The sequence below is a fragment of the Aliivibrio kagoshimensis genome (genome assembly GCF_050337105.1).
In the GTDB taxonomy this organism is placed as follows: domain Bacteria; phylum Pseudomonadota; class Gammaproteobacteria; order Enterobacterales; family Vibrionaceae; genus Aliivibrio_A; species Aliivibrio_A kagoshimensis.
Genome location: NZ_JAKJSQ010000094.1, coordinates 1 through 11,454, shown reverse-complemented (window position 1 = coordinate 11,454; position 11,454 = coordinate 1). Strand labels below are relative to the sequence as shown.

Here is an 11,454-nt window from a genome sequence, read left to right as displayed (position 1 = left end):
AAATAAAATAGAGCTCAATAACAGACCCTATCTGATTTTTGAGCGCAGTTAGCCTTTATTTAAATGAAAGAGAAGACGATGAGCATATCAAAATTAGATCTCCGTTTCGAATCTCAGATCCAACATAGAATTGATCAAAAAACCAAACCCGTTGGTGCGTTGGGCCAGTTAGAGCTATTGGCGAAAAAATTGGCACTGTTACAGAGTCAGAATGCAGAGTCACCCATTGAGAAGATAACAATTAATAAACCGACCGCCGTAGTCTTTGCGGCTGACCACGGTATCGCAGAGCAAGGCGTCAGTATTGCACCTAGCGCGGTGACACGGCAGATGGTGTTGAACTTTATTCAAGGTGGGGCGGCAATTAACTGCTTCTGCAAAGTGAACAACATCGCCTTAAAAGTGGTTGATGCAGGGATCATCGAACCCATTGAAGGCTCATACCCCTCTTTTGAGAGTCGCCGCTTAGGCGCTGGTACACATAATTTAGCGCAACAAGCCGCGATGAGCCCAGACCAAGTGGAATTGGGCTTGAAGCATGGCTCAGAAGTGGTTGAAGAGCTGGTAGAACAAGGGTGTAATTTACTGATCCTTGGCGAAATGGGCATTGGCAATACCAGTTCAGCGTCAGCGATGTTAGCGGCATTTACCCATGAAGAGTTGTCGATATGTGTTGGCAGCGGTACTGGGATAACCGATGAACAAAAAGCACGAAAAGTAGAGTTGATTGATCGCGCTTTACAGCGTTTTGATAGCCAAGACGCTAAAACGGTGCTGAGTGAAGTAGGTGGGTTTGAAATTGTGCAAATGACGGGGGCTATTTTAGCGGCAGCCAAAGCGGGCATTGCAGTATTAGTAGATGGCTTTATTGTGACGACAGCGGCATTGGCGGCTTGTCACGTTGAACCTGCAGTGAGGGATTATTTGATCTTCTCTCATCAATCAGAAGAGGCGGGTCATAAATTACTGCTTGCCGATCTACAAGGGTTACCGTTACTTAACTTAGAGCTGAGATTAGGCGAAGGAACCGGTGCAGCACTTGCGTTACCTTTACTCCACGCTGCTGCCTGTTTTTATAATGAGATGGCCAGTTTTGAAAGTGCTGGAGTCACTGTTTGATTACATTGATAAAAAAACAGCTCAACCTATTTTATTTAGCGCTGAGCTTTTTCACACGCATACCGATACCGGCAAACACCGCTTATTCAAGTGAGTTACTCAATCAGTCTGGCCGCTATTTCTCCCTTGTTGGACTCTTAGTGGGAGTGGTGGCCGCAAGCAGTTATTATGCGTCACAGTGGGTTTTTAGTGACAGTGTAGCAATTATTATCTCTATGATAATCAGCCTGTTGCTTACCGGTGCTTTCCATGAAGATGGCTTGGCTGATATGGCCGATGGCATTGGTGGTGGCATGACACCTGAGAAGCGATTGTTGATCATGAAGGACAGTCGGATAGGGACTTACGGCGCAGCAAGTTTAGTGTTAGTCCTGTTGTTTAAATATGTGTTGTTATCCGATTTAGCCGTGAATAATCTTTCCTTTTTCTGTTTCTCTTTGTTGTTAGCCCATGGCTTGTCCAGATCCGTCGCCGCCAGCCTGATCTTTGATATGCCCTATGTCAGCGATATCGATACCAGTAAAAGTAAACCATTAGCCAATCGACAGACTGTTCTTGAGTTAGCGATGCTGCTGGCTATAGGCTGTTTGCCGCTTCTCTATTTCTCAATCACTTTGGCACTGTGGTTGTTACCAATGTTATTGCTGTTTCGCTACCTATTTAAACAGTGGTTGATGAAGCGAATTGGAGGTTTTACGGGCGACTGTTTAGGGGCAACGCAACAAATCAGTGAGATCATTATCTACTTAATGATTCTCGCTGTTGCGGTGAATTAATGAAAATACATCTACTCAGACATGGAAAGGTGGAGGGTGAGCCTGCTCTGTATGGTTCAACAGACGTAGCGGTATCCACTGAGATTATCGAACAGATGGCTCAAGCACTACAGTGTGGTGAACTCTCATTTGATGAGATAGTAAGCTCGCCTCTGCAGCGTTGCCTTGTATTGGCCGACACACTTCGTGCTGAACGTGACACCCCCATGCTAACCGACGCTGGTTTCCAAGAGATGGATTTTGGCCTTTATGATGGTCAGCCATTTGATCAGTTAAAAAATGAGTGGCAGGCGTTAGAGCAATTTTGGCAAGATCCGGCTAATCACCCCCTACCAGGCTCAGAGTCTATTGATGATTTCAGAGCAAGAGTAGTGAGGAGTTGGCAGCAACTGTTACAAAGGTATTCGAGTAATGAATCTATCGATCGGTCGATACTATTGATCACACATGGAGGGGTGATTCGGATGCTGCTCAGTCATGTTCTCGGGCTTGATTGCAGTAACCCTAAGTTGTTCAGCAACCTTAGTATTGCGAATGCCAGTGTGACGACCATAGATTATTGCGTATATCGACATGAAGGCAGTGAAGAGCGCGTCACTCGCGTTGAATCAGTGGCTTTACCCTTACAATAAAAAAAGGCATCAATGAGATGCCTTTTTATTCGTTTGGAGCTCACTCAGTATCAGTCACGGAAATTGGTGAACTGAAAAGGCTGATCCAAATCGACCTCACGAACCAATGCCATCACCGCCTGCAGATCGTCACGCTTCTTACCGGTAACACGAACCTGCTCACCTTGAATCGCCACTTGTACTTTCAGCTTGGCATCTTTGATCGCTTTGACTAACTTTTTGGCTGTCAAACTTTCAATACCTTGCTTGAAGCCAATATCTTGATGGTAAAGCTTGCCACGGTGAGTGAAATCTTTCGGATCCATAGCATTAGCATCAACACCACGTTTGGCCAAATTCGAGCGCAGAATGTCAAGAAGCTGGTTTAGCTGGAAATCAGACTCAGAAGTTAAGGTGACGACTTCACCTTTTAATTCAAAGGTGGCTTCGATCCCACGAAAATCAAAACGAGTGGATAGCTCTCTGACTGAGTTTTCTACCGAGTTTTTCAGTTCTACCGTATCGACTTCTGAGACAATATCAAATGCTGGCATAATTAATCCTTACAACGAGTTTTAATGGCTGAAGATAGCATGTCCAACATAGTGATTGTATCTTCCCAATGTAGGCACGGATCGGTGATTGATTTACCGTAAACGAGATTATCAAGGTCAGTCATCGCTTGATTTCCTTCTACGATAAAGCTCTCCGCCATAATTCCAGCCACTAGATGGCTGCCGGACGTTATTTGATTACAAATATCTTGGGCGACATCGAGCTGACGGCGGTGCTGTTTTTCACAGTTTGCATGGCTAAAATCAACGATCAAGCGCTGCGGCAAATTGAATTGCGCTAAGTTATCGCATGCAGCTGAAACCGAATCAATATCATAGTTTGGTGTTTTTCCACCACGAAGAATGATATGACCAAATGGGTTTCCAGAGGTGCGGTATACTGTCATACGTCCCTGTTTATCAGGAGAGTAGAAGTAGTGTGACGCGCTTGAGGCTCTGATAGCATCAATGGCTATTTTAGTATTACCGTCGGTTCCATTTTTAAAACCTACTGGGCATGACAGAGCTGAAGCCATCTCACGGTGGATCTGAGATTCCGTTGTACGAGCCCCAATAGCACCCCAAGTGATCAAATCTGAAATGTATTGTCCAGTGATCATATCGAGGAACTCAGTGCCTGCCGCTAAACCAAGCTTATTAATATCAAGCAGTAGCTTTCTGGCTTTATGCAAGCCATCTTCTAGAGCATAACTTCCATTAAGGTTAGGGTCTGTAATTAACCCTTTCCAACCTACAACGGTTCTTGGCTTTTCAAAATAGGTTCTCATGACGATGAACAACTCTTTTGAATAGTGCGCTTGAACAGCGGCAAGTCGAGTCGCGTAATCTAAAGCTGCTTCAGTATCGTGTACTGAGCAAGGCCCAACCACAACCAATAATCGGTCATCTTGGCCTGACAGGATAGCTTCGACCTGGCGTCGAGAGTTCTCAATATGTTCTGCAACGTCATTGGTTAATGGATGAGCTGCGTTTAATTCAGCTGGAGTAGGCATCGGGCCTAGAGGCTGCGTTCTTAATTCATCTGTTTGTAAAGGCATAGTTTTTTTATCGCAAAGAATGCGCCTGTTATTCATTTGACATACACCCGTGTACGATAACGGAAATGACGACACTAATAAACAACTAAAAAGAGAGGAATTTCTCTGTTAAGACTTGAGTTGTCCTTCTTGACTCGGTATGTTCAATGTATAGAAAAACAATTTATCTTCAGTTTGTCGTCATGGAGCACTATGGAATACGGAATTCACTCAGAGTTTATCGAAATAGGCAGTTTGCCTGAGTTCGGTCAATCCTCATCTAACAGCGCGACGCTATATGTCTCCCTTGCTGGATTAATTCAAGAAAAAGTCTTTTATCACCCTAAAGCGGCGTTAGAGCAGGATGGGTTATCTGAACTAGAAAAACAGACGTTAGAAACCATGGTTGAGCATATTGGTAATCCAGTAGAACATTTTGTCTCAACGTTAGTGTCTGGAATTGAAGACGCTATCACCTCGCAACATACCTTGGTTAAAGTGTGCTTATCTGATGAAGATAGTTTTACGTTTTCTGCCTTATTAGGTGGAAAATGTGAGTCTGAAGAGAGAAACCCTCTGTTGGGCGTTCGCGGGGTGTCGCGTTTTGCTAGTGAGGCCTATGCGGAGTGCTTTGTGCTTGAGTGTGAAGTGATTAAACGCTTGATTGCTAATAATAGCAACTTGGGTGTAGAGGTTGTGGTTCCTTTTGTACGCACTCTCAGTGATGCCGCGACGATCATTGATCGCCTAGCAGAGCAAGGTTTAGCTAGGGGGCGTAACGGTTTAAAAATTAATTATGTGTGTGATGTTCCCGCCGCTGCGATGAACTCAGAGAAGTTACTTCAATATTTTGATGGTTTGGTGATTAACAGTGATAACTTAGCTCAGTTAATCTTAGGCGTTGATAAATCGAATGAGTCCCTCTCTTATCTTTATGACCCGCAAAATGAAGCGGTGATTCAGTTGATTTCTCAAGCAGCAAGAGCGGCATGTGCGGTCAATAAACCGGTACTATTACTCTCTGACGACCTAGTCAGTTACCCAAAACTTCAAGAGCAATTGATTGAAGCTGGTGTGAAAAACATTGTCATTACAAGCTAATTAGAAATGAATAAACCCTAAAGCCAGCCTAGTTGCTGGTTTTTTATTTGGAGTGAATAATGCCTCAGACAATCAGTGTATTAGGGAGTGGATGGTTAGGTTTTCCTCTAATCAAGCGGTTAATCGCAATGAACCAATACACCCTCAAAGCATCCTGCCGTTCATTGGATAAGTATCATCAACTCGCCGCCCTTGAGGTAGACGCCTTTCAATTTGATATTGAAGAAGATCAGGCTCTGGATGACCGATTTTTTTCTAGTGAGACGTTGATTGTGAATATCCCGTCTAGAGGCTTGGATGGTTATAAAGCCTTGGTTGATAAGATCAGTGCCTCTAACATTAAACGGGTGATATTAGTTAGCACCACTTCGGTCTATCTTGATGACAAAGAGATCGTCACAGAGAGTGATGACGTGGATACCAGCAGTGTTCGTTATCAGATTGAGCAGACGTTTGAAAAACAGAGCGCTTTTGACACGTTAACACTTCGCTTTGCTGGTTTAATAGGGCCTAATCGACACCCAGGCCGATTTTTTAAGCCAGGGAGAGTGGTGGCAAATGCTCAAGCCCCTGTAAATATGTTGCATTTGGATGATGGTATTGGAATTATCCTAGCGGCGCTAAACAAACCATCCCTAAGTGGGGTGTTGAATTGTTGCTCTGACACTCATCCAACCAAACATCATTTCTACTCACAAGCTTGCGCTCAGTTAGGAGCCACTCCTCCAGAATTTCATCAAGCGGATGGAGTAAAAGGCAAGATCGTTTGCAATACTAAAGTAAAACAGCAGTTAGATTACTGTTTCTCTCACCCTGATTTGATGCAGATTACCTTTTAATCTGATTCACATTACCTAACTGATGAGATAGGATCCGCCCCTAAGTGCATTTTAAATTTGATAGTGAGCCAATAATGAGTGAGCAAGAGTTCGGCAGTGACAATGAACATGAAGAGTACATTGAAGTTGAAGCTGAAGAGGTGGTTGTCTCTTGTCAGCCAATTGAGCTGTATAAAGTGCTTAAAATTGCCAACCTTGTGAGTGGTGGTGGCGAAGCCAAGATGCTTATTGCGGATGGCTACGTTGCGGTCAACAGTGAGATTGAGTTAAGGAAGCGTTGTAAGCTTTACGATGGTGATGTGATTGAGTTTAATGGCGCTTTTTATGTTGTGATGTGCGATCAACCGATTGGTGAAGCCAAACCAAAGCCGGAGGTAATTGAGCATTTGGACGCACCCAAACAGCATAATAAGCCGAGTAAGAGCAACAAGAAAAACAGTTCTAAAAAGAAAAGCGAAAAGAAAGAGAAAGAAGTGACTAAAGAGAGAGATGGCTCAACAGGGCGCTTTACGATTGATTTCTAAGCGAATACTTAGTAATAAAAAGACACCCTGTCACTTTCTGTTAGGCTTTTGGAGAAATTTGCTCAATATCGACAATTTTTGAACGATTGACGATTATTTTCCAACGGTAGAGCTCTACATTTTTGTCGTCTGTGGTCTCTTTGATCACTAGGTTAATTAGGTGGCGCTTTTCTACCGCCTCTTTACTGACTTGTCCTTCGTTAAGCAGATAGATCTTTTGCGACCCTTTCTCCATTAACCGTGAGAGAGGGCGAAGATCGACATTCATGCTCTCTCGCGTCTGCTCATAACCACTCATAAACTTAGTAATGGCCATTTTAGTCTGGCTTTTATAGTGAAGGATAACCTCTTCACGTTGAGAGACTCTGCGCTTTCGTATTGACTGCACATCTTCAGCGAGGTTTGAGAAGGATTGATACTCTAACCATTCAAGCTTACGACCAATTTGCTTTCCCGATGTTGGGTCGGAATAGACTTTTCTCCATTTAGGTTTGCCTTTTTGGATCCAACGCCACATGGCATCTCTTAAATCGTCTTTAAAAATCTCACGAATGGCATAGATAAATGAAATGGCAAAAATAAAGGAGACGGTGATCTCACCTAATAGTCCTCGTGCCTGAATAATCATCAAACTGACAAATAACATCACAAAGGCAGTCGCACTCCCTTTCACCATACGCTGAACATTTCGTCCCATCGAATTGGTTTTCTCTTTCAACACAATCGGAAATTCGATCAAACGTCGAGATAAACGCATTTTATTGGACATTCGAGTCAGATCAGCGCGGGCTTTTTGAGAGTTATAACTTTTATCTAAGCGATAGTTGTGCTCTTTTTCACATATCTCAATCAGACGGTTTCTAATTTCAGCGTTACTTTTACTTCGAGGCAGGTGAGCCACTAACGAGAGAAACTTCTGCTCGGTATACCAAGAGAGATAGTTATCAATATTGGCGTAGTAGCGTTTGAGTTGATCTTCGTAGGGCACACTTCGGCGTAAACGTTTTAGGATATCTAGAGCGAGAGAGATAACCTCTTCAAACTCTTCACTAGTGATCTCTTCTTGATCACCTTTGGTTAACTCATCGGATGATTTTTCCAATGCGAGGGCGTACTGATAGGCGTATAAGCTCAAACTTAAACGGTATTGTTCCGATGACAGTCGACCTCGTTGTGCTAAACGACTGTGTACCAAAGGGAGATGATTTTGGTTACTGAAATAAGTACGGTGTCCGGAGATCGAGTTGTAGTAAAAATCAGACTCAGAGAGAATGTCGGGCGATAAACCGAGCTCACCGGGAACAAAGAGAAAAAATTCTAACGTCTGTTGTTTGGTTTCATCAACAATATGAGAGATTTTAAGAGACAACCCATCTTTCTTATCTACTGTAATCAATAACTGTGCCTCCAAATTTAGATTTATGTTTCAATATATCAGATATTTGTGTCAAATTTTTACATGAGCAAAAAAAGATGCAAACTTTTGATTAATCGCTAGCGAAAGGTGTGCGTAGATCACGTATAATCTCTGCATATTAGAATTTGAGACAGATAAAATGATTAAAATTGGTCAGAACAACTCGTTTGAAGTCGTCAAGGTAATGGACTTTGGTGTATTTTTAGACGGTAAAGAGTTTGGTAATATCTTACTTTCATCTCGCTATGTGCCTGAGAACACTAAGTTGGGCGATCAAGTTGACGCATTTATCTTCTACGATTCAGAAAGTGAAGTAGTCGCAACAACAGAAACACCGATTGCTCAAGTTGGCCAATGGGGTGTGATGAACATTGTTGGTGCCAACAGCTACGGTGCATTTGCAGATTGGGGGATTGTTAAAAAAGATCTTTTGATCCCATTCAGTGAGCAGATTAACCGATTGGTTGAAGGCCAAAATGTGCTGGTGTATGTCTATACCGACAACGCTTCTGGCAGAATTGTCGGCACCACTAAATTTAACCGTTACCTTGACAAAACCGCAGTGAACTACCAACCGGGTCGAGAAGTGGATCTGTTGATTGCTGAAATCACCGATCTTGGCTACAAAGCGATCGTGAATGGCGAACACTGGGGCTTAATTTTTAAAACTGAAGCGTATGGCAAGTTATTCATTGGTAAGAAGCTGAAAGGCTATATTAAAAATGTCCGCTCGGATGGAAAAATCGACCTCTCTTTACAAAAACTTGGTACAGAGAAAATGGATGATCTGAGTGAGAAAGTGATGAGCTCATTAGAGAAAAAAGATGGCTTTATCCCAGTCAGCGACAAATCAAGCCCGGAAGAGATCTTTGCGGTTTTCCGCACCAGTAAAGGCACCTTCAAAAAAACCATCGGCGGTTTGTATAAGCAAGGTTTGATTACCATTGAAAAAGAGGGCATTCGCCTGGTTGATAAATCAGAGTAACCTCTTTGGTGACTACTTTTTATTCATATATGGCCCTGGTTGTGGGGTCATCTTTCGATACTGCTTCATTTCTTTACTGCCTGCTACTACTCCCCAAACATACCGCTTAACTCCCATAGAACTTATTTACATGCTGTTTACTGCAAACATGACGAGACACAATCTGATAATCACCTGACTTATTGGTTTGGGTATTAATGTGAGTTCTTGTTAACTTTCAATGCCTAAGAAGTGTAATGTGAAAACTGGCTAGGTATAGTGGCATTAACAATGGATGCGAGTCAGTGAGAGTTCGATGTGTAATCAATGAAAACACTGAAGTCGAAATATTGATGTAGGTGCTTGAGGTGTCTGTCCCATTAGGGTTTTCGTAAAAAAGAAATTGCTAGGGCAGAAGAGGCTTATGACTCTTATGATGAAGATGCGTCACCTTTTGAAGATACGAGATACGGAAAAGAACGAGAAAGTATTGATACTGTATTAAACGACCCATCAGGAGAAAACAGGGCAGAGCAACTCGAAAAAATATACAGCACCTTTGAACTGATTGCCGATTTCACACCGGTTGTGGGTGATGCAAAAGGGTTTGCCGAAGCCGAAAGTGGTTTTGATTATTTGCTTGCCGGCGTAGGGGTCGTTCCTTTGGCTGGTGATTTAATAAAAAAAGCAGCTAAAGCATTTGATGCCGGTGATATTGAGCTTGCACAAGATTTATTGATTCAAGCTAAAAAGGAGTTAACGAACAATCCTAAGTTATTGGATTATCAGCCAACCAACAGCAATACTCAGTTGACAGGGGGAACTGATAAATCGGTAGGTGACTTGGCAAATGCCCCACCAAAGCATACTGACTTAGGAAATGGAAAGGTAGAGGGGCCTAGAGGTGGAATTTCTGATTACACAGGAATAAAAGATAAAGATGGGAATTTGGTTTATGAACGTGAGAAAGGTGGTTATTTTACCGTTGACCCAATCAGTGGAAAGCAAACTTCGATAACTACACCGGATGAATTAAGGCAATTAGGATCGTTACAAGAATTTAGGCAAGTACATCAAAAAGCGGTTGATGATATTAGTAATGTATTTAGCAATTCAGGACATAAATTTAACCCTGAAGTGACATTGCAGGCTGGTGATATAAATAGTACTCGAGCGCGTGCCGATGGGATATTATCAGGCGGTGAGCATAATGGTATCATTGAAACCCCTGAGGGCTTTCAAGCATTTGACTTGAATGGAAACATGCTTGATAACATCCCATTAGACAGTAAAGGTAGAGCCATAGTGGAAGTAAAAACCGGTAAGGCATCTTGCTCAAGTAACCAGAGTTGTGTCTATAGTGAGGCCATTCTTGGTAATGCAGTGGGAAAAGGTGAAAACGCAGTAACAGCTGGTCTAAAACATAATACTCCTGCACCCGATTCAGTAGTTATTTTAAGGAAACTATAATGAGTGAGACGAATACTCCTATTTCGCCCAAACAGGATTTACTTTCTTTATGTAAGGAGATTGCTAAAGAATTCGAAGGGTGGAGTTATACCGCAGGCACTTTTAAATATAAATCTTTGAAACATACAGAATTACAAATTAAAACATTTTGGAGTTTTAATGGCCTTAGAGGGACGATCGCTCCTGCAGTGTGCATTAAAAACAAAAAAATTGAAAAACTCTATCATGAAATTACTGGTGAAGTGCCGAACAGTTGGGATTGGACCTTTCTCTTGCATCATGAACAACAACGCCCAGAGAAGTATCATTCAGCTCGCTATCACATATTTAGACACCGAAATTCTATGGGGAATCACGGTTGGGAGAAATATTATTTAACTTTAGAACAAGCGCCAGAATTCATACGGGCTGTATTGCAAGATGGTATTGATATTATTGAACAACAGTACCATTTAGATTCTGAGCGTACGTTACTTGGAAACCTTCCTGAGGAGTATCATACAGTCGTGGCTGGAACATATTGTCAACTCTATGAGGAAGGTGAAGGCATAAAATACTGCTTGGCGAGAATTTTGTTAGGAGATTTTGATTACGTCGAGCGTTATTATCGTGATGAAATTAAAACTGTGCAAACAAAGTGTAAAGAGGACTTAGAAAAAATACTAGCAGTCTTGCCTGAATTAAAAAAAAGGGATTTTAAAGTTAGTGAAAACCTAAAGGGAGAAAACCTAAAGGGACAGACATCCGATAAAAAAGTAGAAATCGCAGCGAAGCGAAACCTCAACCGATAAAGGCATACCCATTTTTTATGTTATCGGAGTGGATTTGATATCTAAAAGCATCGAGAACCTAAAGGGACATATATGGTCACCTCGCTAAATGCAAGGCAATGTTCTTTTTCTTAATCACTGTTGATGTCTACATATTGTCGGCCATTGTTGTGGGTAAACAGCAGTGGTTCACGGTCTTGCGACATATATCCGGCGTCTTTATGGCATTCATTTTACCGCGCCCTAATGAGATACAAATTGACGTCTTATCC

General features: G+C 42.3%; 12 protein-coding genes. 9 read left to right on the top strand and 3 right to left on the bottom strand.

Going from position 1 to position 11,454, the window contains the following annotated elements; translation table 11 throughout:
- Positions 1–78: 78 nt before the first annotated feature.
- From cobT to cobC, 3 genes are read left to right on the top strand one after another with little or no spacing between them, the layout of a single operon-like run.
- Positions 79–1,119, top strand: a complete 1,041-nt coding sequence (gene cobT / locus L4C32_RS19045; RefSeq protein WP_428198474.1) for a nicotinate-nucleotide--dimethylbenzimidazole phosphoribosyltransferase — start codon at positions 79–81, stop codon at positions 1,117–1,119.
- On the top strand, positions 1,119–1,895 hold the full coding sequence (locus tag L4C32_RS19040; RefSeq protein WP_428198476.1) for an adenosylcobinamide-GDP ribazoletransferase: 777 nt from the start codon (positions 1,119–1,121) through the stop codon (positions 1,893–1,895). The genes cobT and L4C32_RS19040 overlap by 1 nt, the downstream gene beginning before the upstream one ends.
- Positions 1,895–2,527 carry an alpha-ribazole phosphatase family protein gene (cobC, locus tag L4C32_RS19035; RefSeq protein ID WP_428198473.1) on the top strand — a complete coding sequence of 211 codons (633 nt, stop codon included), beginning with the start codon at positions 1,895–1,897 and terminating at the stop codon, positions 2,525–2,527. Before L4C32_RS19040 ends, cobC begins: the two co-directional genes overlap by 1 nt.
- A 50-nt stretch (positions 2,528–2,577) precedes the next feature.
- Here the strand turns inward: cobC and L4C32_RS19030 are convergent, their stop codons facing one another.
- Positions 2,578–3,060 carry a YajQ family cyclic di-GMP-binding protein gene (locus L4C32_RS19030; RefSeq protein WP_428198472.1) on the bottom strand — a complete coding sequence of 161 codons (483 nt, stop codon included), beginning with the start codon at positions 3,058–3,060 and terminating at the stop codon, positions 2,578–2,580.
- Positions 3,061–3,062: 2 nt separating this feature from the next.
- Positions 3,063–4,118, bottom strand: a complete 1,056-nt coding sequence (locus L4C32_RS19025) for a 3-deoxy-7-phosphoheptulonate synthase (RefSeq protein WP_428198475.1) — start codon at positions 4,116–4,118, stop codon at positions 3,063–3,065.
- Between the two features lie 192 nt (positions 4,119–4,310).
- On the opposite strand from L4C32_RS19025, the gene L4C32_RS19020 reads away from it, so the two are divergent.
- From L4C32_RS19020 to L4C32_RS19010, 3 genes are all read left to right on the top strand, one after another.
- On the top strand, positions 4,311–5,198 hold the full coding sequence (locus tag L4C32_RS19020; RefSeq protein WP_428198471.1) for a putative PEP-binding protein: 888 nt from the start codon (positions 4,311–4,313) through the stop codon (positions 5,196–5,198).
- A gap of 59 nt (positions 5,199–5,257) precedes the next feature.
- The gene (locus L4C32_RS19015; protein ID WP_428198470.1) at positions 5,258–6,037 is read left to right on the top strand and encodes an NAD(P)H-binding protein; all 780 of its coding nucleotides are present in this window, start codon (positions 5,258–5,260) and stop codon (positions 6,035–6,037) included.
- A 74-nt stretch (positions 6,038–6,111) separates the two neighbouring features.
- The gene (locus tag L4C32_RS19010; protein ID WP_428198469.1) at positions 6,112–6,561 is read left to right on the top strand and encodes an RNA-binding S4 domain-containing protein; all 450 of its coding nucleotides are present in this window, start codon (positions 6,112–6,114) and stop codon (positions 6,559–6,561) included.
- Between the two features lie 40 nt (positions 6,562–6,601).
- On the opposite strand, the gene L4C32_RS19005 is transcribed toward L4C32_RS19010, so the two are convergent.
- A complete protein-coding gene (locus L4C32_RS19005; protein WP_428198468.1) occupies positions 6,602–7,957 on the bottom strand; it encodes a hypothetical protein in 1,356 nt (451 codons plus the stop codon).
- A gap of 160 nt (positions 7,958–8,117) precedes the next feature.
- On the opposite strand from L4C32_RS19005, the gene L4C32_RS19000 reads away from it, so the two are divergent.
- From L4C32_RS19000 to L4C32_RS18990, 3 genes are all read left to right on the top strand, one after another.
- Complete coding sequence (locus tag L4C32_RS19000) at positions 8,118–8,963, top strand: CvfB family protein (RefSeq protein ID WP_428198467.1); 846 nt, start codon at positions 8,118–8,120, stop codon at positions 8,961–8,963.
- 567 nt (positions 8,964–9,530) lie between these two features.
- Entirely contained in the window at positions 9,531–10,412 is an 882-nt protein-coding gene (locus tag L4C32_RS18995; RefSeq protein ID WP_428198466.1) for a hypothetical protein, read from the top strand.
- A complete protein-coding gene (locus L4C32_RS18990) occupies positions 10,412–11,203 on the top strand; it encodes a hypothetical protein (RefSeq protein ID WP_428198465.1) in 792 nt (263 codons plus the stop codon). The genes L4C32_RS18995 and L4C32_RS18990 overlap by 1 nt, the downstream gene beginning before the upstream one ends.
- Positions 11,204–11,454 lie beyond the last annotated feature (251 nt).

Coding starts and splice junctions, on each gene's coding strand:
- L4C32_RS19000 (WP_428198467.1), top strand. CDS start 8,118: ATGATTAAAATTGGTCAGAACAACTCGTTTGAAGTCGTCAAGGTAATG.
- L4C32_RS19030 (WP_428198472.1), bottom strand. CDS start 3,060: ATGCCAGCATTTGATATTGTCTCAGAAGTCGATACGGTAGAACTGAAA.
- L4C32_RS18990 (WP_428198465.1), top strand. CDS start 10,412: ATGAGTGAGACGAATACTCCTATTTCGCCCAAACAGGATTTACTTTCT.
- L4C32_RS19010 (WP_428198469.1), top strand. CDS start 6,112: ATGAGTGAGCAAGAGTTCGGCAGTGACAATGAACATGAAGAGTACATT.
- L4C32_RS19020 (WP_428198471.1), top strand. CDS start 4,311: ATGGAATACGGAATTCACTCAGAGTTTATCGAAATAGGCAGTTTGCCT.
- cobC (WP_428198473.1), top strand. CDS start 1,895: ATGAAAATACATCTACTCAGACATGGAAAGGTGGAGGGTGAGCCTGCT.
- L4C32_RS19015 (WP_428198470.1), top strand. CDS start 5,258: ATGCCTCAGACAATCAGTGTATTAGGGAGTGGATGGTTAGGTTTTCCT.
- L4C32_RS19025 (WP_428198475.1), bottom strand. CDS start 4,118: ATGCCTTTACAAACAGATGAATTAAGAACGCAGCCTCTAGGCCCGATG.
- cobT (WP_428198474.1), top strand. CDS start 79: ATGAGCATATCAAAATTAGATCTCCGTTTCGAATCTCAGATCCAACAT.